Raw genomic sequence first — 23,838 nt, 5'->3', positions numbered from 1 at the left:
CTTGTGTCGCGAAAGGGCTGCGCAGCAGCCCCGGATTTACGCCTTCGCCGCGAAGATTGCCGGGGCCGCTTTGCGGCCCTTTCGCGACACAAGGCCGCTCCTACAGGAAAGCGTGCAGGCCTGCAGGTATCTGCTAGGCAAACACGGTAACCGTCTGCCGGCTCAAGGCCAGCAACTCGCCCTGCGCCGTCCTCAACGCAGCGGCAGCGTGCCCGTAACCATCCCGCGCATGCTCGGTTTCCACGCAATAACGGCACCAGTCCAGGGTCGATAGCTGCGCCGTGGGCTGCATGAATTCTATGGTCCAGGTCAACGTACTGCCGGCAGCCGGCTGTTTGAGAAACGGCATCAGGCTTGGCGGCCAGGCATCGACCAGCGCCAGCAGGTGCGCCTCGTTGACCGGTTCTTCGGCCACCCCGCGCAAACGTACCCAACCGCCCATTTGCCGCGACTGATTGCCACTGAACGGCAATCCACCCACCGCCCAGCGCAAGGCCACATGCTGCATGAACTCCGGAGTAACGCCTTTGATATGGGGTAGCTCGGGAGCTGCATCGTCGAGCGCTTTCATTTCCTCGGCCGGCAAGGCTGGCACATCGACCACCGACGGCCGCCCTGCACCGAAATTGCCCTGCACCAGCGTCACTACCTGGCCGTCTTGAACGGCACGGCCCAGCAAGGTGCTGACAGCCTTGCCTTCACGCAGCACCTCTACATCGAAGCGGATTGGCACATCGGCCGCGGCTGGCGCCACAAAGCTGATGGCCAACGAACGCACGGGGCGGTCATCGGAGATTTTCTGGCGCATGGCTTCATACACCATGGCCGCCATCAGCCCGCCAAAGGCGGCGCGCCCCTGGGCCCAGCTTGGCGGGATACATACAGCTTCGGGGTTGACCCGCACGGCGTCGAGCAGTTGGTTGAAATTCATTGGCCGGCTCCTGCCTGCTGCGAATAAGGTCTGCCCATCCTAGCCAGCAAACCCATGCCGATCAGCCCGCATTTCGGTCATTTTTCGGGCTTTCGCCGCGCCAACGCCTGCTGCAGTGCATCCAGCGTCGCATCCGAATGGCGCTCGGCCTCGTGCAATTCCTGCTCCCAGGCGACCTTGCACGGCGCCAGGTCGGCATGCTCGCGCGCCTGCAGCAGCCATTGCAGGCGATCATGCCAGTCACCCAAATCGCCCTGGGCCTGCTTCAGCAAGCGCCGCAACTGCTTGCCCGCATGGTCGAGCTGCGGATAGGCCTCATCGCCATAGCGCGCACGCTTGATCAGCAAACGCAGGCGGTGGCGGTCGTGGGCCGGGTCCTGCAATGCCTGGTACAACTTGCGCCACTGCTTGCCCAGGCGTTTGTCGATGCGCTTTTCCAGCGCCTTGACCAGGCCCTCGCGACCGGCTGCACGCATGAACAGCGGAAACGCGTCGACAATCGCCAGCACCCGCGTCAGTTCGGGGCTGGCGGCAACACTGGCGAATGTCCTGGCACGCCCTTCCAGGCGCCGCTGCCCGGCCTCGGCAAAACCATGCCCGATCAGTTCGGCCGCCAGCACCTCACGGTCGCGCAACGGCGTGGTGAGGGTACCCAACGACCTGGCGGCCTCCTCCAGCTGCTCCACCCCCGGCAGCCCACGCAGCGGCCGCAGCAGGCTGCGCAGGCGCCGCAGGGTGGTGCGCAGGTCATGCAAGGCCTCGCTGTCGGTATCTGCAGCCAGGCGCTCGCGGCAGGCCAGCAGGCGCACCTGCAAGGCCACTATCTGGGCAACCACATGATCGAGCATGGCAGACATTGAAGGACGCTCCTTGGTCAGCGCCCGGCGCGCGACTCACGAATGTAGAAACGGGCCTTTTCGGCTTTTCTGGTACAACTTTCGTAACCTTCGAACTGCTGTTGGGTCTTGGCACCGGTCAGCAGCGACAAGGCCTTGGAGTAGCTCACGGCACCGGCAAAGCCTTCGGCCTTGGCCAGGTCCAGCTCCTTCCAGGCGGCATCCAGTTGGGTTGCGCAACTCTCGCGGTAGGCCGTCTTGCCCGCGCAGCCAGCAAGGGCCAAGGCGATCAGTGGAAGGCAGATCCAGGCTTTCATCGGTAATACCTCAATGGAAAAAACATTGGCTGTTCGACGCCCCGGCAGCTGAAAAGTGCCCTGCCCAGCCAGCTTGGCCCAGCCAGTTTTATTACAGTAGCTCAGCACGATGCACATTGAAGCACAGGTGGCGATGGGTGCATTGTAGGACCATGGTTGCACTGGCCGGGGAATGTTCATGAGCAAACGCGTGGCACTGGTACTGGGATCGGGTGGAGCCCGGGGGTATGCACACATCGGCGTGATCGAGGAAATCGAGCGCCGCGGCTACGACATTGCCTGTATCGCCGGCTGCTCGATGGGTGCGGTAATCGGCGGCATCTACGCCGCGGGCAAGCTGGAAGACTACCGCAACTGGATCGAGAGCCTCGACTACCTGGATGTGTTGCGCCTGGTCGATGTCAGCTTTCGCCTCGGCGCAATTCGCGGCGACAAGGTGTTCGGGCAAATCCGCAAGATCGTCGGCGAGATCAACATCGAGCAATTGCGCATCCCCTACACCGCGGTTGCAGCCGACCTCACCAACCAGCAGGAAATCTGGTTCCAGGAGGGCTGCCTGCACCAGGCCATGCGCGCCTCGGCAGCCATCCCCAGCCTGTTCACCCCGGTGATGCAAGGCAACCGCATGCTGGTCGACGGTGGCATCCTCAACCCGCTGCCGATCGTGCCGGTGGTGTCCAGCCACTGCGACCTGATCATCGCGGTCAACCTCAATGCCACCAACCAGAAGCAGTACCAGCTACCGGTGATCGAACGCCCAGCGGCGTTCAAGATGCGCTTCGATGCGCTACTCAGTTCGCTGGGTTCGCGCTTGCCGTTCCGGCGCAAGCCGGCGGAGGAGCTGATACGTATCGAGCAGGAAATCGTCGCCGAAGGGCTGGCGCCGCCTAACCCGTGGCTGGCCGATGCCGCCAACCCGGAAGGCCAGCAACCGGCGGCGGCGCCGGAGCGCGAAGGCGCGCCGAAGTCGGCGACTGGCTCGTTCATCATCGACAACGTGGGGCCCGCTTCGCTGCTGGACTTGATCAACCAGAGCTTCGAGGTCATGCAGACCTCGTTGGCGCAGTACAAGATCGCCGGCTATCCGCCGGATGTACTGATCAACGTGCCCAAACGGGTATGCCGGTTTTTCGAGTTCTACAAGGCGCCGGAGCTGATTGCCCTGGGGCGGGAGATTGCGCGGGATACGCTGGATAATTATGAAGGGGTGAAACGCTAGGCCTTGTACTGCCTGTAATGGCCTCATCGCCGGCAAGCCAGCTCCCACAGATACCCCGCAATGCTTGAGGCAAGTGTGATACCTGTGGGAGCTGGCTTGCCGGCGATGAGGCCATTACAGGCAGCAGAAACGAAACAGGCCGCACTGGGCGGCCTGTTCGTTCACGCATCCATCACCTTAGTAACGGGTGATGTCTGCCTTGGCTTCCAGCTGCTTGCGGTACGCCGCGAAGTCTTGCTGGCCAGCACGCGACGCGAGGTAGCGGCGGATCTGCTGCTTCTCTTCGTCGGTGGCAGCAGCGCCTTCGTTGACACCCTTGAGCTGCAGTACCACCAGGCTACCGTCACGCAGCACGACGCTGCCATAAACCGGCTTGTCCTTGGCCTGTGGCTTGCCCAGGCGGAACAGCGCCTGCAGCTCGGCCGGGTCGATACCGTCCTCGCCGCGGGTAACTGCTTCATAGGCCTTCCAGCCCTGCCCTTCGTGCACACTGCCCGCTGCGATGGAACCGTCACGCAGGCCGGCAATCAGCTTGTCCGCCTTGGCCTTGAGCTCGGCAGTTGCCTTCTCCTTGGCCAGGTGCTCGCTGATGTTCTTGGCCACGGCTTCCAGCGGCAGCTGCTCAGGCTTGCGGTGCTCCTTGACGCGCAGCACCACGGTGGTTTCCGGGTCGAGCTCGATGGCGGTGCTGTTGGCACCCTCCTCCAGCACTTCTTCGGAGAATGCGGCCTGCACGACCGAACGGTTGGCAGTGATGCCTTCGCCACCCTCGCGGCCGAACGCTGCGGAGGTTTGCACCTTCAGGTTCAGGTCCTGGGCCGGCTGGGCCAGGTCCGAAGCCTCGTAGGCAGCATCCTGCAGCTGCTTGCTGGCATCTACGTAACGCTGCTCGACCAGAGGGATCTTCAGGTCACGGGTCAGCTTGTCCTTCAGGCTGGCGAAGCTCGGCACTTCCGGCGCCTGCACGCCCAGCAGCTTGATCAGGTGGTAGCCGAACTCGGTGCGAACCGGCGCCGAGACCTGGCCGTCCTGCAGCTTGTACAGCGCATCCTCGAACGCCGGGTCGTAAACACCCGGGCCGGCGAAGCCAAGGTCACCGCCGCTATTGGCCGAACCCGGGTCCTGGGAGAACTCCTTGGCCAGCGCGGCAAAGTCTTCGCCCTTGGCCAGGCGTTGCTCGATCTCTTCGGCGCGGGCCTTGGCCTGGGCGTCGGTGACCTTGTCGTTGACCTCGATGAGGATGTGCGCGGCATGACGCTGCTCGGCGAGGTTGGCGATTTCCTTCTCGTACTGGGCCTTGAGCTCTTCGTCGGTCACCTTGACCTGATCGAAGAACGCCGACTTCTTCAGCTCGATGTAGTCGATCACCACCTGGTCTGGCGACATGAACTCCTTGGCGTGCTGGTCGTAGTGCGCCTTGACCTCTTCATCGCTGACCTTGACCGCGGCCGGGTCGGCCTTGAAGGTCAGGGAAGCGAAGTCACGGGTCTGCTTCTCGAGGCGGGCAAAGGCATCGACCTGCTGGTCGGTCACGAAGCTGCTGCCGGCCAGGCCGGTGCGCAGCTGGCCGATGAGCATTTCCTCGGCGAGCATGTCGCGGAACTGCATGCGGCCATAGCCCATCTGGCGAATGACCTGGTCGAAACGGTCGGCACTGAATTTGCCGTCCACCTGAAACTCCGGCGTCTGCAGGATCACCTGATCCAGTGCGGCTTCGGAGAAGGCGAATTTGGCATCTTCGGCGCCTTGCAGCAGCAGCTTGCGGCTGATCAGCCCCTTCAGTGCCTCTTCGCGCAGCAATTTGTCATCCAGCAGCGCCGGGTCGAAATCCTTGCCCAACTGTTGCATCAGCTGACGGCGCTGCATGTCGGCCGCCTGGCTCAGCTCGTTCTGGCTGATGGTCTGGCCGTTCACCTTGGCGGCGTCCTGGCTATGGGTGGCGGCCTGGAAAATGGCTTCGAAACCGGTCAACGCCATCAACACGACGATAAGGCCGATGATGGTCTTGGCAATCCAACCTTGTGAATTGTCCCTGATATTTTGCAGCATGCGTCCCCCAGAAACGGTTGTACCACTGCGTCGACAACCGCGGAGCGTGGGTAGAAACCTGATAAAAGAAAGGCGCATCCGAGGATGCGCCTTTTCTTAGCAAACGTGTCAGGCGGGAACGTTTGCGCCCCGCCATCACCGTGCTCGGACCTGGCCAGGCCGGGTCCGGCTGAAAGAGACGACTTAGTTGACGGCGTCTTTCAGGCCTTTGCCAGCCTTGAAGCCTGGAACCTTGGCGGCAGCGATCTTGATCGCGTTACCGGTTTGCGGGTTGCGGCCGGTGCGCTCTGCACGCTCCTTGACCGAGAAGGTACCGAAGCCAACCAGTACCACATCGTCACCTTGCTTCAGGGCGCCGGTGACGGATTCGATGACTGCGTCCAGCGCACGGCCGGCTACAGCTTTCGGGATGTCAGCAGATGCGGCGATAGCGTCAATCAGTTCCGACTTGTTCACTCTAAGTCCCCTTATTTCTCTATTGAGTTTGTTTCTAAGTATGTAATGAAAAGCTTATGAAACGTGCGCTGGGTGGCCTGATGACAATAGCGTGCCGCTTTATAGCAAGGCCCCGAAAAAACTGTCAAGGAAAGCCCCCCAGCCAAAAACTACTAGTGCGTGCTAATTCTTTCCTTAGCATCGCCGTCGCGCTTTTCATCTTTCGCGACAATCTCCGGAGCCACATCTGGCAAGGGCTCCGGGGCGTATTGCAGCGCAATTTGCAGGACTTCGTCAATCCATTTGACTGGTTTGATCTGCAGATCCTGTTTGATATTTTCCGGAATCTCCTTCAGATCGCGAACATTCTCCTCGGGAATGATCACCGTCTTGATCCCGCCACGGTGTGCCGCCAGCAGTTTTTCCTTCAACCCGCCAATGGCCAGCACCTGGCCACGCAGGGTGATTTCGCCGGTCATGGCCACATCGGCACGTACCGGAATCTGCGTCAGCGCCGACACCAGCGCGGTGCACATGCCGATACCGGCACTTGGGCCATCCTTCGGCGTGGCGCCTTCAGGCATGTGGATATGCACGTCGTGCTTCTCGTGGAAGTCGGCGGCGATACCCAGGCTGCGGGCACGGCTGCGCACCACGGTCTGCGCGGCGGTGATCGACTCGACCATGACGTCGCCCAGCGAGCCGGTCTTGATCAGCTGGCCCTTGCCGGGAATGACCACGGCTTCGATGGTCAGCAGTTCGCCGCCCACCTGGGTCCAGGCCAGGCCGGTAACCTGGCCGATCTGGTCCTGCTGCTCGGCCAGGCCGTAGCGGAACTTGCGCACGCCGAGCAGATGCTCCAACTGCTCGCTGGCTACCTTGACCTTGACCTGCTTCTGCCCGGTATGTTCCTTGACCACCTTGCGGCAGACTTTGGCGATTTGCCGCTCCAGGCCGCGCACACCGGCTTCGCGGGTGTAGAAGCGGATGATGTCGCGGATCGCCGAGACATCGACTTCCAGCTCGTCCTTCTTCAAGCCGTTGGCCTTGACCTGCTTGGGCACCAGGTACTTGACCGCGATGTTGATCTTCTCGTCCTCGGTGTAGCCCGGCAGGCGGATGACTTCCATCCGGTCGAGCAGCGCCGGCGGGATGTTCATCGAGTTCGAGGTGCACAGGAACATCACGTCCGAGAGGTCGTAGTCGACCTCCAGGTAGTGGTCGTTGAAGTTGTGGTTCTGCTCCGGGTCGAGCACTTCGAGCAGTGCCGAGGCCGGGTCGCCACGCATGTCGCTGCCCATCTTGTCGATTTCGTCCAGCAGGAACAGCGGGTTGCGCACCCCCACCTTGGTCATCTTCTGGATCAGGCGGCCAGGCATGGAACCGATGTAGGTACGGCGGTGACCACGGATCTCGGCCTCGTCACGCACACCACCCAGGGCCATGCGCACGAACTTGCGGTTGGTGGCAGCGGCGATCGACTCGGCCAGCGAGGTCTTGCCGACGCCGGGTGGGCCGACCAGGCACAGTACCGGCCCGCGGATCTTCTTGACGCGCTTTTGCACGGCAAGGTACTCGAGGATGCGTTCCTTGACCTCTTCCAGGCCGTAGTGGTCGGCATCGAGGATTTCCTCGGCCTTGGCCAGGTCCAGACGCACCTTGCTCTGGGCCTTCCACGGCACCTGCACCAGCCAGTCGAGATAGGAACGGACCACAGTGGCCTCGGCCGACATCGGCGACATCTGCTTGAGCTTGTTCAGCTCGGCCTGGGCCTTGGCCAGTGCATCCTTGGGCAGGCCAGCGGCTTCGATGCGCTTTTTCAGCTCTTCGACTTCATTGTGGCCTTCGTCGCCATCACCGAGTTCCTTCTGAATGGCCTTCATCTGCTCATTCAGGTAGTACTCGCGCTGGCTGCGCTCCATCTGCTTCTTGACCCGACCGCGAATGCGCTTTTCGACCTGCAGCAGGTCGATTTCGGCATCCAGCAGCGCCAGTACGTGCTCGACACGGGTCGGCAGGTCGACGATTTCGAGAATTTCCTGTTTCTGCTCGATCTTCAGGGCCATGTGTGCGGCCATGGTGTCGACCAGGCGCCCTGGCTCTTCGATGCTGTTTAGCGACGACAGCACTTCGGCTGGGACTTTCTTGCCCAGTTGCACGTATTGCTCGAACTGCGACAGCAGCGTGCGCACGAACACTTCCGACTCGCGCTCGGCGGCGTCGGCTTCGTCGATCAGGGAAACTTCGGCACGGATGTGCCCTTCCACTTCACTGAAACGCTCCACAGCACCGCGCTGCTCGCCCTCGACCAGCACCTTGACGGTGCCATCGGGCAGTTTCAGCAATTGCAGCACGGTGGCAACGGTACCTACGCGGTACAGTGCATCCTCGCCCGGGTCATCGTCGGCCGGGTTTTTCTGGGCCAGCAGAAGAATCTGCTTTTCGCCCGTCATCGCCGCCTCAAGGGCTTCGATGGACTTTTCGCGCCCCACGAACAGCGGGATGACCATGTGCGGGTAAACAACGACATCGCGCAATGGCAAAAGAGGCAAGTCGAGGGTGGTCTTCATGATTTCGCCTCTACAGCGGCCTTATGGCCGGAAACCGGTGGAAATGATGCTTGGACCTAATGTGGGGGCAGGCTTGGGAAATTACAAGCGCTAGCGCAGGAAAAGCAGAAAGGGGCCCGTAGGCCCCTTCTTGCTTGCAACCATCAACCGGCCATTGCCTGGATCAGGCGTCCGGCGCGGCCTTGGCTTGCGGCTCGCTGTTTTCGTAGATCATCAGCGGCTGCGAAGTGCCATCGATGACGCTCTCGTCGATCACCACCTTGCTGACATCCTTCTTCGAAGGAATCTCGTACATGGTGTCGAGCAAAACGCCTTCGAGGATCGAACGCAGGCCACGGGCGCCGGTCTTGCGCTCCAGGGCCTTGCGCGCCACGGCCTTGAGCGCATCGCTGCGGAACTCGAGGTCGACGTTTTCCATCTCGAACAGCTTGGCATACTGCTTGGTCAGGGCGTTCTTCGGCTCGGTGAGGATCTGCATCAGCGCGGCCTCGTCCAGCTCGTCGAGGGTTGCCAGCACCGGCAGGCGGCCGACGAATTCCGGGATCAGGCCAAACTTGACCAGATCGTCCGGCTCGACCTCACGCAGGGACTCGCCAACCTTCTTGCCCTCTTCCTTGCTGCGTACTTCGGCGCCAAAACCGATGCCACCCTTGGTGGAGCGGTTCTGGATGACCTTTTCCAGGCCCGAGAAGGCACCACCGCAGATGAACAGGATGTTGCGGGTATCGACCTGCAGGAATTCCTGTTGCGGGTGTTTGCGGCCGCCTTGCGGCGGAACCGAGGCCACGGTGCCTTCGATCAGCTTCAGCAGTGCCTGCTGCACGCCCTCGCCCGATACGTCACGGGTGATGGACGGGTTGTCCGACTTGCGCGAAATCTTGTCGATCTCGTCGATGTAGACGATGCCCATCTGGGCCTTTTCCACGTCGTAGTCGCACTTCTGCAACAGCTTCTGGATGATGTTCTCGACGTCCTCACCCACGTAACCGGCTTCGGTCAGGGTGGTGGCGTCAGCAATGGTGAACGGTACGTTCAACAGGCGTGCAAGGGTTTCGGCGAGCAGGGTCTTGCCCGAGCCGGTTGGCCCGATGAGCAGGATGTTGCTCTTGCCGAGTTCGACTTCGTCACCCTTCTTGTCACGCTGGTTCAGGCGCTTGTAGTGGTTGTACACCGCTACGGCAAGCACCTTCTTCGCGCGTTCCTGACCAATGACGTATTGGTCCAGGATACCGCTGATTTCTTTCGGCGAAGGCAATTTGTGCGCGCTGCTCTCGGCCTGGGCTTCCTGCACCTCCTCACGGATGATGTCGTTGCACAGGTCGACGCACTCGTCGCAGATAAATACCGAGGGCCCGGCAATCAGTTTGCGCACTTCGTGCTGGCTTTTGCCGCAGAAGGAGCAATAAAGCAATTTGCCGCTGTCCTCGCCGTTACGGGTGTCAGTCATTCGATCGATCCAATCCGGTAGGCTTGCAACACAAGATGAAGGCAATTGCGGGCTTTTTCAAGTCCGCAGGTAGGCGCTTTCCGCGCCTACCTGCTCTGGCACCCCGGTTCAGGAGGCCAGTTGCCGCTTGTCGTAGACCGAGTCGATCAGGCCGTACTCGGCCGCGCGCGAGGCGCTCATGAAGTTGTCACGTTCAGTGTCGCGCTTGATGGTCTCGAGATCCTGGCCGGTGTGGTAGGCCAGCAGCTCGTTCAGGCGGGCCTTGATATTGAGGATTTCCTGGGCGTGGATCTCGATATCGGTGGCCTGACCCTGGAAGCCGCCCAGCGGCTGGTGGATCATCACGCGCGAGTTGGGCAGGCAGTGACGCTTGCCCTTGGCACCAGCAGCCAGCAGGAAGGCGCCCATGCTGCAGGCCTGGCCGATGCAGATGGTCGAGACGTCCGGCTTGATGAACTGCATGGTGTCGTAGATCGACATGCCGGCGGTGACGGAACCGCCCGGCGAGTTGATGTACAGATGGATATCCTTGTCCGGGTTTTCCGCTTCAAGGAACAGCAGTTGCGCAACGACGAGGTTGGCCATGTAGTCCTCTACCGGGCCAACCAGGAAGATCACACGCTCCTTCAACAGGCGCGAGTAGATGTCGTAAGCGCGTTCGCCACGGGCGGACTGCTCGATAACCATCGGGACCAGACCGCCTGCGGCCTGGATGTCAGAGCTCTGCTGAATATAAGAATTGCGGGACATGTCCTGCGCTCACTCCCAAATAGTCATGGCTTGAATACGCACAAGCCAGCTCGAAGGCTGGCTTGTGGGGGTTTCCTACGAGAGAAGCCTGTTACTCAGCGGCGGCTGGAGCCTGTGCTGGTTTAACGGCATCTTCGTACGAGACCGACTTGTCGGTCACAGTCGCTTTCTGCAGAACAGTATCTACAACTTGTTCTTCCAGCACAACCGAACGGACTTCGTTCAGTTGCTGGTCGTTCTTGTAGTACCAGGCGATGACCTGCTCAGGCTCTTGGTAAGCCGAAGCCATTTCTTCGATCATTTCGCGAACCTTGCCTTCGTCCGGCTTCAGCTCGAACTGCTTGACCACTTCGGCCACGATCAGGCCCAGGACCACACGGCGCTTGGCTTGTTCTTCGAACAGCTCGGCCGGCAGTTGCTCAGGCTTGATGTTGCCACCGAACTGCTGAACAGCCTGCACGCGCAGACGGTTGACTTCGTTTTCCAGCAGGGCTTTCGGCACTTCGATCGGGTTGGCAGCCAGCAGACCGTCCATGACCTGGTTCTTCACCTTGGCCTTGATGGCCTGGCGCAGTTCACGCTCCATGTTCTTGCGAACTTCGGTGCGGAAGCCTTCCAGGGTCGATTCCTTGATGCCGAACTGGGCGAAGAACTCTTCGTTCAGCTCTGGCAGCACAGGAGCGGCAACGCTGTTGACGGTGATGGTGAACTCGGCGGCTTTGCCAGCCAGGTCCAGGTTCTGGTAGTCCTCTGGGAAGGTCACGTTCACAACGCGCTCTTCGCCAGCCTTGGCGCCAACCAGGCCGTCTTCGAAGCCTGGGATCATGCGGCCGGAGCCCAGTACCAGCTGGGTGCCCTTGGCCGAACCACCGGCGAACACTTCACCGTCGACCTTGCCGACGAAGTCGATGTTGACCTGGTCGTCGTTCTGCGCGGCGCGCTCGACGGCCTCAAAGCGGGTGTTCTGCTTGCGCAGCACTTCCAGCATGTTGTCCAGGTCGGCATCAGCCACTTCGGCGCTCAGGCGCTCGACGCTGATCGACTCGAGGCCGCCAACGGTGAACTCCGGGAACACTTCGAAGATGGCGACGAACTCCAGGTCCTTGCCCTTTTCGAAGGACTTCGGCTCTACCGCTGGGGCGCCAGCCGGGTTCAGCTTCTGCTCGACGATGGCTTCGTAGAAGGAAGCCTGGACGAGGTCACCGAACGCCTCTTGACGGGCATCGGCTTCGAAACGCTGACGAATCACGCTCATCGGCACTTTGCCTGGGCGGAAGCCGGCAACCTTGGCGCGCTTGGCAGTCTGTTGCAGACGCTTGTTGACTTCGTTCTCGACGCGCTCGGCCGGAACGGCGATGGTCATGCGACGCTCGAGAGCGGAAGTGTTTTCAACAGAAACTTGCATGGATATTCCTCGTTGCACAGACGTTAGCCGGCGTTAGCCCGACTCCAGAATCAAGGGCAAGCATTCTAGTGAGTCGCGCAGCAGAAGTCACCCCACTCGGGACGACGGGAAACCACGCCGGTCGATTAACTTTCACGGCCCGCACGACATAGCGCCGGGCCTGCTTCAATGGGGCCGCACGAAGCCACCAGGCGACCTGCAGCCGAAATACCTTGTCAAACAACTGCCACCAACGAATTCGCTTCCTTTATTCAGGTTCGATTTCGTTGAACTGGCAGTACTCCTCCCACTCCATCCCCAGCGCCTCGGCTACCTCACGGTGCGTCTCCAGGCGCATGGCCTGCAGTTGCTCGGGGGTTTCGGCGATCAGTTGCAGGGCCAACTCCCAAGGCTGGATACCCTGCTCCTCGGCCGCATCCTCGAACGCCCACTCGATCTGCTGGGCCTGCTCGCGCGCATCCAGCTCACGGATCTCTTCGAGCAGCTGCGGGTTGGCCTCGGCAAAGCGCTGTAGCGCCAGTGCCTGACGGGCTTCTTTTGCGATCATCGGGTTGTTCCTCTGCCGGCCAAATGGGCCGGCGTTTCAACCGGCTGAAATCTAACAGCTTTTATTGGGGCGTCACCAGAGGATTGCAAGGGCCGGGATGCGATTTGACCGAGAGGTGATTCGCCATGAAATTGTCAGCGCCGCTCGATCTCACAGGCGCCAGAACCTTCAAACCATACACACAGAGCAAAAACAAAAAGGCGCCCGATCTCACGATCAAGGCGCCTTCGAAGAAATATGGGGTGGACGATGGGAATCGAACCCACGACAACTGGAATCACAATCCAGCGCTCTACCAACTGAGCTACGCCCACCATATTACGGTCTTGCGATGTTGCGGTACAACCTTACAGAAGCATGGTGCGGACGAAGAGACTCGAACTCTTACAGCTTGCGCCGCTGGAACCTAAATCCAGTGTGTCTACCAATTTCACCACGTCCGCGTAACGCTTAAAACAAAGGCGCCAGATGCTATCGAGGCGCCTTTGAAGAATATGGGGTGGACGATGGGAATCGAACCCACGACAACTGGAATCACAATCCAGCGCTCTACCAACTGAGCTACGCCCACCATATTGCATTACAGCCTACTTGCTTGCCAAAGCTGCCTAAATGGCGCACCCGGCAGGACTCGAACCTGCGACCATCCGCTTAGAAGGCGGATGCTCTATCCAGCTGAGCTACGGGCGCTTAAGCTTGAAGCCTAACCGAACGAGACCTTTAACAGGTAACTGCTAAACCACTCATTCTGCCCGACTTCGCCAACCAGTGCTAGGCTGTGCCCGACAAGTGCGGCGAATCTTATAGGCGAGCCTGAAAGTCGTCAACACCTTTCTCAAAAAAATTTAAATTATTTAAGGGCTTAGGGGATTTGCCCGACCACCCGCCTTTGCCCTTGGCCCATGTCGTGCGAGAATGCGCCCTCTTTAATTGTTTCCTTCTCGATGGTTAATCACGCGTCTATGACTGCACACCTAATCGATGGCAAGGCGATCGCCGCCAGCCTGCGCCAGCAGATCGCTCAACGTGTCGTGGAGCGTCGCCAGCAAGGCCTGCGTACGCCGGGCCTGGCGGTGATCCTGGTCGGCACCGACCCCGCCTCCCAAGTCTATGTCTCGCACAAGCGCAAGGACTGCGAAGAGGTCGGCTTCATTTCGCAGGCGTTCGACCTGCCCAGCGAAACCACGCAGCAGGCCCTGACCGAGCTGATCGACCGCCTCAATGACGATCCGGCCGTCGACGGTATCCTGCTGCAGTTGCCGCTGCCGGCGCACCTGGACGCCTCGCTGCTGCTCGAGCGCATCCGCCCGGACAAGGACGTGGATGGCTTCCACCCGTACAACATCGGTCGTCTGGCCCAGCGCATCCCGCTGCTGCGCCCGTGCACACCGAAGGGCATCATGACCCTGCTGGAAAGCACCGGCCAGGACCTGTATGGCATGAACGCGGTCATCGTCGGCGCGTCCAACATCGTTGGTCGCCCGATGGCCATGGAGCTGCTGCTGGCCGGCTGCACCGTGACCGTCTGCCACCGCTTCACCAAGGACCTCGCCGGCCATGTCGGCCGCGCCGACCTGGTGGTAGTGGCCGCCGGCAAGCCTGGCCTGGTCAAGGGTGAATGGATCAAGGAAGGTGCCATCGTTATCGACGTGGGCATCAACCGCCAGGAAGACGGCAAGCTGGTCGGCGACGTGGTCTACGAGACCGCCCTGCCGCGCGCCGGCTGGATCACGCCGGTGCCGGGCGGCGTCGGGCCGATGACCCGCGCATGCCTGCTGGAGAACACGCTGTATGCGGCGGAAGAGCTGCACAAGTAATACCGCGTGATATGAAAACGGCACCTCTGGCAGGTGCCGTTTTTTTTGCCCGCAAAATATGCACTGGGTTTACCGGCCTCTTCGCGGGCTTGCCCGCTCCCACAGGTACTGCGCCGCTCTCAAGACGCGCGGGGTACCTGTGGGAGCGGGCAAGCCCGCGAAGAGGCCGGCGCGGTATTCAGCCGGTCACTTCCTGGCCGCCTCCCACGACTTCAGCAGTTCGTTGTAGCTGACTGTCTCGCCCTTGGGTTTTTCGTTGGCCAGTTTCGGTTTCGGCGCCCCGGGCTGGTCAAACCAGTACTGGGCGTCCTTCTCCGGGTTCAGCTTCGGTGCGCAGGTGGCCTGGGCGTTGGACCGCTGCAAGCGCTCCATCATCCGGTCCTGGTCGCGGGCCAGGCCGTCCAGCGCTTCCTGCGGGGTCTTCTCGCCACTGGCCACTTCGGCGATGTGGCTCCACCACAACTGCGCCAACCGCGGGTAGTCCGGCACGTTGGTGCCGGTCGGTGTCCACTGTACCCGCGCCGGGCTGCGGTAGAACTCCACCAGCCCGCCCAACTTGGGCGCCAGCTCGGTCATGGCCTGGGAGTTGATGTCCGATTCGCGAATCGGCGTGAGGCCGACGATGGTCTTTTTCAGCGACACGGTCTTGGAGGTGACGAACTGGGCGTACAGCCACGCAGCCAGGCGTTGCTTCTCGGGGGTGGACTTGAAGAAGGTCCACGAACCGGTGTCCTGGTAGCCCAGCTTCATCCCCTCCTCCCAGTACGGCCCCTTCGGTGAAGGCGCCATGCGCCACTTCGGTGTGCCGTCGGCATTCACCACCGGCAGACCGGGCTTGGTCATGTCGGCGGTAAACGCGGTGTACCAGAAGATCTGCTGGGCGATGTTGCCCTGGGCCGGCACCGGGCCGGCTTCGGAGAAGGTCATGCCCTGGGCTTCCTTGGGCGCATAGGCACGCATCCAGTCCACGTATTTCTGCGTGGCATACACGGCAGCCGGGCCGTTGGTGTCGCCGCCACGGGTCACGCTGGACCCCACCGGGTGGCAGTCCTCCACGCGAATGCCCCATTCGTCCACCGGCAGACCATTGGGCAAACCTTTGTCGCCGCCACCCGCCATGGAGAACCAGGCATCGGTGAAGCGCCAGCCCAGTGACGGGTCTTTCTTGCCGTAGTCCATGTGGCCATAGACGCGTTTACCGTCGATTTCCTTGACGTCTTCGGTAAAGAACCTGGCAATGTCCTCGTAGGCTGACCAGTTCACCGGCACACCAAGTTCGTAGCCGTATTTTTCCTTGAACCTGGCCTTCAGTTCGGGCCGCTCGAACCAGTCGGCACGGAACCAGTAGAGGTTGGCGAACTGCTGGTCCGGCAGCTGGTAGACCTTGCCATCCGGCGCGGTGGTGAAGGAAATGCCGATGAAGTCCTTCAGGTCCAGGGTCGGCGAGGTGTAGTCCTTGCCTTCGTTGGCCATCAGGTCGGTGATCGATTCCACCTTGCCGTAGCGAAAGTGCGTACCGATCAGGTCGGAGTCGTTGACCCAGCCGTCATAGATGTTCTTGTCCGACTGCATCTGTGTCTGCAGCTTTTCCACCACGTCGCCTTCCTGCAGCAGGTCGTGGGTCAGCTGTATACCGGTGATCTCGCTGAAGGCCTTGGCCAGCACCTTGGACTCGTATTCATGGGTGGTGATGGTTTCCGACACCACGTTGATCTTCATGCCACGGAACGGTTCGGCAGCCTTGATGAACCACTTCAACTCGGCCAACTGCTGTTCAGGGGTAAGGGTCGAAGGCTTGAACTCACTGCCGAGCCACTTCCTTGCCGCATCCTCGTACTGGTCGGCCCAGGCTGTGCCCTGCACGCTGGCCAGTACCAGCAACGCGGCCAGGGTCAAATGTCGCCTGTTGTACTTGTTGTCGAACATTGTGATCTCCCGTTTCAGTTATCCCACAGGGCCGCTCGCTCAGCCCCAGCGCAGCACCACCACCAGCCACGCCAGCGACAGCAGCGAGGCCACCCACAATGGCCACTCGCTGACGCCAACCACCAGCAAATGCAGGTAGGCGCTGGCCAGCAGGCCGATGAACAAGCGGTCGCCACGGCTGGTGACCAGCGGCAGGAAGCCGCGTCGCTCCACGCAGGGGCGGCGCAGTTCGAGCAGGGTCATGCCCAGCAGCAGCACGCCGACGGCGGCGAAGAACAGCGCCGTCGGCAAGGTCCAGGCCATCCACTCCATGCCTTGCCCTCCTCACACCCGGCCCAGGGCGAAGCCCTTGGCCACATGGTTGCGCACGAACCAGATCACCAGCATGCCCGGCAAGATGGTCAGTACCCCCGCCGCCGCCAGTACCCCCCAATCTATGCCCGAGGCAGACACGGTACGGGTCATCACCGCGGCGATCGGCTTGGCATTCACCGAGGTGAGGGTGCGCGCCAGCAGCAGTTCGACCCAGGAGAACATGAAACAGAAAAACGCCGTCACGCCGATGCCGGAGCCAATCAGCGGAATGAAGATCTTCATGAAGAAGCGTGGGAAGCTGTAGCCGTCGATATAGGCCGTTTCGTCGATCTCCTTCGGCACACCAGACATGAACCCCTCGAGGATCCACACTGCCAGCGGCACGTTGAACAGGCAGTGGGCCAGGGCCACGGCGATATGGGTATCGAACAGGCCGATCGACGAATACAGCTGGAAGAACGGCAGCAGGAACACCGCCGGTGGCGCCATGCGGTTGGTCAGCAGCCAGAAGAACAGGTGCCGGTCACCGAGGAAGCGGTAACGCGAGAAGGCATATGCCGCTGGCAGCGCCACCAGCAGCGAAATCAGCGTGTTCAGGCACACGTAGTACAGCGAATTGATGTAGCCGCTGTACCAGCTGGCATCGGTGAAGATCACCCGGTAGTTGTCGAGGGTGAACGCCTGTGGCCACAGGGTCAGGCCGCCGAGTATCTCGGTGTTGCTCTTGAACGACATGTTCAGCAGCCAGTAGATCGGCACCAGCAGGAAGAAGAAGTACAGCAGCAGGGCCAGCGATTTGCGCGTGCTCATGGCCTAGTCCTTGTCGGCATGGGTCATGGCTGTGTAGAACAGCCAAGAAACCAGCAGGATGATCAGGAAGTACACCAGCGAGAACGCCGCCGCCGGGCCCAGGTCGAACTGCCCCACGGCCATGCGCGTGAGGGTCTGGCTGAGGAAGGTGGTGGCATTGCCGGGCCCGCCACCGGTCAGCACGAAGGGCTCGGTGTAGATCATGAAGCTGTCCATGAAGCGCAGCATCACCGCGATCAGCAGCACGTTCTTCAGCTTGGGCAACTGGATATGGCGGAACACCGCCCAGCCCGAGGCGCGGTCGATGCGCGCAGCCTGGTAGTACACGTCGGGGATGGCGCGCAGCCCCGAGTAACAGAGCAACGCCACCAGCGATGTCCAGTGCCACACGTCCATCACCAGCACGGTCAGCCAGGCGTCGAACGGGTCGCCGGCGTAGTTGTAGCTGACCCCGAGCCTGGCCAGTGTGGCGCCGAGCAGGCCGATGTCGGCCCGGCCGAAAATCTGCCAGATGGTGCCGACCACATTCCATGGGATCAGCAGCGGGATGGCCATGACGATCAGGCAAACCGAGGCCATGCGCCCCTTGGTCGGCATGGTCAGGGCAATGGCGATACCCAGCGGGATTTCGATCAGCAGCACGCAGGCGGAATAGATGAACTGACGCAGCAGCGCATCGTGCAGCGCCGGGTCGCGCAGCACCTGACGGTACCAGTCGGCGCCGACGAAGTAGCGGTTGGACTGGTCGAAGATGTCCTGCACCGAGTAGTTGACCACCGTCATCATCGGCACCACCGCACTGAATGCCACCAGCAGGAACACCGGCAGCACCAGCCACCAGGCCTTGTTGTTCGGCACCTTGTTCATGGCCCGGCCTCCAGCAGCACATCGTCGAGGTACAGCATCAGCCACTGCGCCGGCAGGCTGACCCAGGCCTGGGCCACCGGCAACGGGCGGTCCTCGCCCAGGCGTGCCTTGAGCGCGACACCTCCCAGTTCGAGGGTGACGATGCGGTAGGTGCCCAGGTCCTCGACGTCCAGCACCCGTGCCGGGTAGGCATCATCGAACGGGCTGTCCCACAGCTGCACGAATTCCGGGCGGATGCCCAGCTGCAGGCGACCACCGCCTGTGGCCGCCAGGCGCTCTCGCAGGTGCTCTCGCATTTGCCCGGGCAGCACCAGGTGAATATCGCCGAACGCCACCCCGTCCGCTTCGGCGCGCACCTCGATCAGGTTCATCCCCGGGCTGCCGATGAAGTAACCGACGAAGGTATGCCGCGGCCGCTCGAACAGTTCGCGCGGGGTGCCGAACTGGACGATGCGCCCGCCGTGCATCACCGCGATCTTGTCGGCGAACGTCGAGGCCTCCAACTGGTCGTGGGTGACGTAGATCATGGTGATGTTGAACTGCTCGTGGATCTGCTTGAGCTTGCGCCGCAGCTTCCACTTCAGGTGCGGGTCGATCACCGTCAGCGGCTCGTCGAACAGGATCGCCGACACGTCATCGCGCACCAGGCCCCGTCCCATGGAGACCTTCTGCTTTTCGTCGGCACTGAGGTTGCGCGCCTTCTTGCGCAGCACGGCCGACAGGTCGAGCACCTCGGCAATCTCTTCCACCCGGGCCTGCACCCGGGCTTCGTCCAACCCTTGGTTGCGCAAGGGAAACGCCAGGTTGTCGAACACCGTCATGGTGTCGTAAACCACCGGGAACTGGAACACCTGGGCAATGTTGCGCGCCTGCGGTGACAGCTGGTTGACCGGTTTGCCGTCGAACAGCACCTCGCCATGGGAAGGAGTCAGCAGCCCGGAGATGATGTTGAGCAAGGTCGACTTGCCGCAGCCCGACGGCCCGAGCAAGGCGTAGGCACCGCCCTGCTCCCACACATGCTCCAGCGCGTGCAGGGCATAGTCCGCCTCGCTGGCGGGCTGGCGGCTGTAGCTGTGCGCCAGTTGGCGCAGGCGGATCTCGGCCATCAACCTCTCCTTGCCTGGCGCAGCCCCGGGGCCTGCACCAGCGCCCCGGCACTGTCGAACACGAACAGCTTGTGGGTGGGGATGAACACGCGGATCGGCGTGTCCACCTGGTATTCGTGTACCCCTGGCAGGTGCAGGATCATCCGCCAGTGTTCGTTGCGTACATGCAGGAAGGTCTCTGAACCACTGATCTCGGCCAGTTCCACCAGCACCGACAATTCCAGGTCGTCGTCGTGCGCCGGCACCAGGCTGATGTGGCTGGGCCGCACGCCAAAGCGGTAGTCACCCTCGGCGAGCGGCTGCAAGTCGGCATTGCGGGCAAAGTGCACGGCCTGGGCCAGGCTCACGTCGTTGCCGCTGATACGGCCAGGCACCAGGTTGATCGGCGGCTCGGAAAACAGCTCGGCAGCCAGCACGCTGCCCGGGCGCTGGTAGACCTCGGCGGTAGGCCCGCTCTGGACGATACGGCCCTCATGCACCAGGGTGGTGGTGCCGCCCAGAGCCAGCGCCTCGTTGGGCTCGGTGGTGGCATACACGGCAATGCAGTGGCGTGCCGCGAACAGTTCGCGCAGTTCCTGGCGCAGGCCCTCACGCAGCTTGTAGTCGAGGTTGACCAGTGGCTCGTCGAACAGGATCAGCGAGGCATCCTTGACCAGCGCCCGGGCCATTGCCGTGCGTTGCTGCTGGCCACCGGACAGCTCCAGCGGCAGGCGCTGCAGGTAGGCTTCGATGCGCAGCATCTCGGCGGTTTCCTGCACCCGTCGGCGAATCTGGGGCTCGTCCATGCGTGCCTGGCGCAGCGGTGACGCAATGTTCTCGTACACGCTGAGGGTCGGGTAATTGATGAACTGCTGATACACCATCGACACATTGCGTTGGCGCACCGGCACGCCAGTCACGTCCTGGCCATCCATCAGCACCCGCCCCCGGTCCGGGCGATCGAGCCCGGCCATCAGGCGCATCAGGCTGGTCTTGCCGGCCAGGGTGCGGCCCAGCAGCACGTTGAACGAGCCGGGTTCGAAACGCAGTGAGGCATCGACGATCCAGGCCTGGTTGTCGACGCTGCGACTGACCTGTTCCAGCACCAGGGACATGGCGTGGCCTTCTTGTGGTTTTTGTCTGCCGGGCACAGCCAGTTTCGTGCCAGATGCGCCGCAACCGTCTGGCCCGGGGCCTGGCCGGCAACACCGGTCAATCGCAGGTTCACAACTGAACACAAGCACTGAACAACTGAACACTTGCCGGTTTGACATTGAACAACCCTGCACGACACTGAACAGCGGTCGGCCCCATGACAACAATCACACAGGACAGGCCCATGGCCGCATCCGCTTCGCCCCATGCCCAACTGATCCAGGCCTCCTGGGCCCGCTGCCGCGACCACGGCCTGCACCCCCAACACGCCCCGGACTTCGACTGCCTGACCCGCGCCGAGCTGAGCGCCCTGCTGGAGCGGCGCCAGGCCCTGCTGCACCTGACCCGCGAAGCGGTGCTGCCGCAATATGCCCACCTGCTGGGCAATGCCAGCTACCTGGTGATGCTGGCCGATGCCAGCGGCTGCCTGCTCGACAGCTGGGGCTCGCGGCGGTTCATCGAGCCGCGCCAGCAGCATGGTTTCAGCGCCGGGGCCCACTGGCACGAGCGCGGTGTCGGCACCAATGCGCTGGGCACCGCGCTGGTCTGCGCCGAGGCGATCCACGTGGGCCAGGACGAGCACTTCCTGCGCCAGAACCGCTATATGTCCAGCGCCGCCGCGCCGCTGTTCGACGCCGAACGGCAGCTGGTCGGGGTGCTCGATGTGGCCAGCGACGGCTACCTGCCCGCCAGCCAGACCCTGGGCCTGGTACGCATGATGGGCCAGAGCCTGGAGAACCGCCTGATCCTCGCCGAGCATGCCGACCAGCATGCGCAATTGATCTTCAACAGCGCCTCCGACAACCTCGACAGCCCCTGGGCCGGCCTGCTGGTATTCGATGAGCACGGGCAGGTGCTGGCCGCCAATCACCGGGCCGACACCCTGCTCGGGGGCAACCCGCTGCAGCAGAACATCGCGCAACTGTTCCAGTTGCCCCTGCAACAGCTGCTCAGCCATCCCCGGCAACAGCCCTTCGCCCTGCAAGCCACCGGGCGCAACCGCTTTCATTGCCAGTGGCAGCCGCCGCGCGAGGCTCCCGGCCGCCCCGCCGCCAGCAGCGCCGAGCCACGCCTGGAGAAAGCCCTGGCGCAGGCCGGCCTGCTGCTGGAAAAAGACATCCCGGTCCTGGTGCAGGGCGAAACCGGCGTAGGCAAGGAGGTATTCGTCGATACCCTGCACCGGGCCAGCAGCCGCGCCAGCCAGCCGCTCATAGCCGTCAACTGCGCGGCGATCCCCGCAGAGCTGGTGGAGTCGGAGCTGTTCGGCTACGACAAGGGCGCGTTCACCGGCGCCCACCAGAAGGGCAACCCGGGGCTGATCCGCAAGGCCCACCACGGCATCCTGTTCCTCGACGAAATTGGCGACATGCCGTTGCCCACCCAGGCCCGCCTGCTGCGCGTGCTGCAGACGCGCAGCATCCAGCCATTGGGCAGCGGCGAACCGGTGGCGGTGGATATTCGCGTGGTGTCGGCGAGCAACCGCGACCTGGCCGAAGAAGTGCGCGCCGGGCGCTTTCGCCAGGACCTGTATTACCGCATCGCCGGGCTGGCAGTGGTTTTGCCGCCGCTGCGCGAGCGTAATGACCGCCGGCAGCTGATCGAGCAGGTGCATGCGCGCTACCGTGATCCCGGGCAGCCTGCGCGGCTGCCTGCGGCCATTATCGAGCTGCTTGACCGGCACCCCTGGCCAGGGAACATGCGTGAACTGGTGAGTGTGCTGCAGGTGGCGCTGGCCTTGGCGGGTAATGAGCCGGTTGGCCTGGAACACCTGCCTGCGGGTTTTCTCGCCGAGGCGCAGGTGCCTGTGCCGATTGCGCCCGAAGAGGCGGACCTGCGCGAGCTGGTGGCACAAGCCAACGGCAACCTCTCGGCGGTGGCGCGCGGGCTCGGGATCAGCCGCACCACGCTGTACAAGCGGCTGCGTGAGCGATGATTGCCCTGGCCTGTACTGGCCTCATCGCCGGCAAGCCAGCTCCCACAGGTACAGCGCCGCTCTCAAGGCCTGTGATATCCCTGTGGGAGCCGGCTTGCCGGCGATAGGGCCGGCCCAGCCACAGCCGATTCGGCTGCCAGCGCAGCGAAATCAGCCAAAGCCGCTGCCGCCACAGCCCATTACAGCCAGCTTTGCCTCCCCACCCGCCGCACAATGAAACCAGAGCCCACTCTGGAAGCGTCGACCGCAGGGAGACCCCTCATGACCCGCTATATCGATGTGCAAGACCTGGCCCGCCTGGTCAACCGCAAAGGCCTGCCCACGTGCCTGCTGGAAATGGCCGAGTACATCCGCCAGGACTACCTGCGCTGGCCAGCCTTCGAAAAATGCGCCCGGGTGGCCAACCATTCAGCGGACGGCGTAATCGAGCTGATGCCAATCTCGGACGCCAGCCGCTACGCCTTCAAGTACGTCAACGGCCATCCTAAGAACACTCGCCATGGCCTGCTCACGGTGATGGCCTTCGGCGCCCTAGCCAGCGTCGATACCGGTGCACCGTTGCTGCTCAGCGAAATGACCCTGACCACCGCCATTCGCACCGCCGCCACCTCGGCCCTGGCCGCCCGCTACCTGGCGCGCGAAGACAGCCGCAGCATGGCATTGATCGGCAATGGCTCGCAGAGCGAGTTCCAGGCCATCGCCTTCAATGCCCTGCTGGGCATCGATGAAATCCGCCTGTATGACATCGACCCGGCTGCCTCGGCCAAGCTGGTCGCCAACCTGGCCAACCGCCCCGGTCTCAAGCTGAGCATCGCCAGCTCCGTGGCCGAAGCGGTACGCGGGGCCGATATCGTCACCACGGTAACCGCCGACAAGGCCTGCGCCACCATCCTCACCCCGGAGATGATCGAGCCGGGCATGCACCTGAATGCCGTGGGGGGTGACTGCCCGGGCAAGACCGAGCTGCATCGGGCGATTGTGGAGCGGGCCCGGGTGATCGTCGAGTACGAACCGCAAAGCCGGGTGGAAGGCGAGATCCAGCAGATGCCTGCAGACTCACCAGTGACCGAGTTCTGGCGTGTGGTCGCCGGGGAAGCCAAGGGGCGTGAGCACGGCGAACAGGTGACGCTGTTCGACTCGGTGGGGTTTGCCCTGGAGGATTACTCGGCATTGCGCTATGTGCTGGACACGGCGCAGGCACTGGGTATCGGCACGGACATCGGGCTGGTGCCGGTGCTGGAGGATCCGAAGGATTTGTATGGGTTGTTGCAGCCGCGGGTGGTGGAGTTGCGGGCGGTGCCCAAGGCTGGTTCTGTCTGCGCCTGATGGCCCCTGGGGCTGCTGCGCAGCCCATCGCGACACAAGGCCGCTCCTACACAAGGACCGCGTATCCCTTGTAGGAGCGGCCTTGTGTCGCGATGGGC

The 23,838-nt window shown here is 62.5% G+C and carries 20 protein-coding genes and 4 tRNA genes; 4 read left to right on the top strand and 20 right to left on the bottom strand.

Annotated elements, in window-relative coordinates:
• Positions 1-133 precede the first annotated feature (133 nt).
• The 3 genes from ACLCGK_RS29495 to ACLCGK_RS29485 all read right to left on the bottom strand — a co-directional run bounded on the left by ACLCGK_RS29495 (position 134) and on the right by ACLCGK_RS29485 (position 2,084).
• Positions 134-931 (bottom strand): acyl-CoA thioesterase, encoded by a 798-nt coding sequence (locus ACLCGK_RS29495; protein ID WP_367245255.1) that lies wholly within the window; start codon positions 929-931, stop codon positions 134-136.
• Between the two features lie 77 nt (positions 932-1,008).
• Positions 1,009-1,788, bottom strand: a complete 780-nt coding sequence (locus tag ACLCGK_RS29490; RefSeq protein ID WP_367245256.1) for a CHAD domain-containing protein — start codon at positions 1,786-1,788, stop codon at positions 1,009-1,011.
• A gap of 17 nt (positions 1,789-1,805) precedes the next feature.
• Positions 1,806-2,084 (bottom strand): hypothetical protein, encoded by a 279-nt coding sequence (locus tag ACLCGK_RS29485; protein ID WP_003259403.1) that lies wholly within the window; start codon positions 2,082-2,084, stop codon positions 1,806-1,808.
• 178 nt (positions 2,085-2,262) lie between these two features.
• Here ACLCGK_RS29485 and ACLCGK_RS29480 point away from each other — a divergent pair, with 178 nt between their 5' ends.
• Positions 2,263-3,303 carry a patatin-like phospholipase family protein gene (locus ACLCGK_RS29480; protein WP_025338421.1) on the top strand — a complete coding sequence of 347 codons (1,041 nt, stop codon included), beginning with the start codon at positions 2,263-2,265 and terminating at the stop codon, positions 3,301-3,303.
• 177 nt (positions 3,304-3,480) lie between these two features.
• On the opposite strand, the gene ACLCGK_RS29475 is transcribed toward ACLCGK_RS29480, so the two are convergent.
• From ACLCGK_RS29475 to ACLCGK_RS29425, 11 genes are all read right to left on the bottom strand, one after another.
• On the bottom strand, positions 3,481-5,352 hold the full coding sequence (locus ACLCGK_RS29475) for a SurA N-terminal domain-containing protein (RefSeq protein ID WP_013971884.1): 1,872 nt from the start codon (positions 5,350-5,352) through the stop codon (positions 3,481-3,483).
• Between the two features lie 183 nt (positions 5,353-5,535).
• Positions 5,536-5,808: an HU family DNA-binding protein gene (locus ACLCGK_RS29470; RefSeq protein ID WP_003259401.1), complete on the bottom strand. Its 273-nt coding sequence runs from the start codon at positions 5,806-5,808 to the stop codon at positions 5,536-5,538.
• A 152-nt stretch (positions 5,809-5,960) separates the two neighbouring features.
• A complete protein-coding gene (lon, locus tag ACLCGK_RS29465; protein ID WP_013971883.1) occupies positions 5,961-8,357 on the bottom strand; it encodes an endopeptidase La in 2,397 nt (798 codons plus the stop codon).
• A 163-nt stretch (positions 8,358-8,520) separates the two neighbouring features.
• On the bottom strand, positions 8,521-9,804 hold the full coding sequence (gene clpX, locus ACLCGK_RS29460; RefSeq protein ID WP_013971882.1) for an ATP-dependent Clp protease ATP-binding subunit ClpX: 1,284 nt from the start codon (positions 9,802-9,804) through the stop codon (positions 8,521-8,523).
• A 108-nt stretch (positions 9,805-9,912) separates the two neighbouring features.
• Positions 9,913-10,554 carry an ATP-dependent Clp endopeptidase proteolytic subunit ClpP gene (clpP, locus tag ACLCGK_RS29455; protein ID WP_003259400.1) on the bottom strand — a complete coding sequence of 214 codons (642 nt, stop codon included), beginning with the start codon at positions 10,552-10,554 and terminating at the stop codon, positions 9,913-9,915.
• 91 nt (positions 10,555-10,645) lie between these two features.
• Positions 10,646-11,959, bottom strand: coding sequence for a trigger factor (gene tig, locus ACLCGK_RS29450; RefSeq protein WP_015269696.1), 1,314 nt, complete (start codon positions 11,957-11,959; stop codon positions 10,646-10,648).
• 247 nt (positions 11,960-12,206) lie between these two features.
• Positions 12,207-12,506: a DUF6388 family protein gene (locus ACLCGK_RS29445; RefSeq protein WP_274297956.1), complete on the bottom strand. Its 300-nt coding sequence runs from the start codon at positions 12,504-12,506 to the stop codon at positions 12,207-12,209.
• A 238-nt stretch (positions 12,507-12,744) separates the two neighbouring features.
• Positions 12,745-12,820: transfer RNA gene (locus tag ACLCGK_RS29440), tRNA-His, on the bottom strand.
• 44 nt (positions 12,821-12,864) lie between these two features.
• Positions 12,865-12,949 (bottom strand) — tRNA-Leu (locus ACLCGK_RS29435).
• 52 nt (positions 12,950-13,001) lie between these two features.
• Positions 13,002-13,077 (bottom strand) — tRNA-His (locus ACLCGK_RS29430).
• 42 nt (positions 13,078-13,119) lie between these two features.
• Positions 13,120-13,196, bottom strand: a tRNA-Arg gene (locus ACLCGK_RS29425).
• A gap of 272 nt (positions 13,197-13,468) precedes the next feature.
• On the opposite strand from ACLCGK_RS29425, the gene folD reads away from it, so the two are divergent.
• Positions 13,469-14,323 carry a bifunctional methylenetetrahydrofolate dehydrogenase/methenyltetrahydrofolate cyclohydrolase FolD gene (folD, locus tag ACLCGK_RS29420; RefSeq protein WP_013971879.1) on the top strand — a complete coding sequence of 285 codons (855 nt, stop codon included), beginning with the start codon at positions 13,469-13,471 and terminating at the stop codon, positions 14,321-14,323.
• Positions 14,324-14,509: 186 nt separating this feature from the next.
• Here folD and ACLCGK_RS29415 read toward each other — a convergent pair whose 3' ends face one another.
• From ACLCGK_RS29415 to ACLCGK_RS29390, 6 genes are read right to left on the bottom strand one after another with little or no spacing between them, the layout of a single operon-like run.
• The gene (locus tag ACLCGK_RS29415) at positions 14,510-16,249 is read right to left on the bottom strand and encodes an ABC transporter substrate-binding protein (protein ID WP_013971878.1); all 1,740 of its coding nucleotides are present in this window, start codon (positions 16,247-16,249) and stop codon (positions 14,510-14,512) included.
• A 39-nt stretch (positions 16,250-16,288) separates the two neighbouring features.
• Entirely contained in the window at positions 16,289-16,561 is a 273-nt protein-coding gene (locus tag ACLCGK_RS29410) for a DUF2160 domain-containing protein (protein WP_013971877.1), read from the bottom strand.
• Positions 16,562-16,573: 12 nt separating this feature from the next.
• On the bottom strand, positions 16,574-17,374 hold the full coding sequence (locus ACLCGK_RS29405) for a carbohydrate ABC transporter permease (RefSeq protein WP_247847347.1): 801 nt from the start codon (positions 17,372-17,374) through the stop codon (positions 16,574-16,576).
• Between the two features lie 3 nt (positions 17,375-17,377).
• Positions 17,378-18,241 (bottom strand): carbohydrate ABC transporter permease, encoded by an 864-nt coding sequence (locus ACLCGK_RS29400; RefSeq protein WP_039614302.1) that lies wholly within the window; start codon positions 18,239-18,241, stop codon positions 17,378-17,380.
• Entirely contained in the window at positions 18,238-19,347 is a 1,110-nt protein-coding gene (locus tag ACLCGK_RS29395) for an ABC transporter ATP-binding protein (RefSeq protein WP_322265476.1), read from the bottom strand. The genes ACLCGK_RS29400 and ACLCGK_RS29395 overlap by 4 nt, the downstream gene beginning before the upstream one ends.
• Complete coding sequence (locus ACLCGK_RS29390) at positions 19,347-20,441, bottom strand: ABC transporter ATP-binding protein (protein WP_025338412.1); 1,095 nt, start codon at positions 20,439-20,441, stop codon at positions 19,347-19,349. Before ACLCGK_RS29390 ends, ACLCGK_RS29395 begins: the two co-directional genes overlap by 1 nt.
• A gap of 224 nt (positions 20,442-20,665) precedes the next feature.
• Here ACLCGK_RS29390 and ACLCGK_RS29385 point away from each other — a divergent pair, with 224 nt between their 5' ends.
• Entirely contained in the window at positions 20,666-22,414 is a 1,749-nt protein-coding gene (locus ACLCGK_RS29385; RefSeq protein WP_410952179.1) for a sigma-54-dependent Fis family transcriptional regulator, read from the top strand.
• A gap of 261 nt (positions 22,415-22,675) precedes the next feature.
• A complete protein-coding gene (locus tag ACLCGK_RS29380) occupies positions 22,676-23,740 on the top strand; it encodes an ornithine cyclodeaminase (RefSeq protein WP_015269687.1) in 1,065 nt (354 codons plus the stop codon).
• Positions 23,741-23,838 lie beyond the last annotated feature (98 nt).

It is taken from the genome of Pseudomonas sp. S1(2024) (assembly GCF_046557535.1).
The sequence above is the reverse complement of the archived record's forward strand: the minus strand, read 5'-3'. Positions and strand labels throughout refer to the sequence as shown.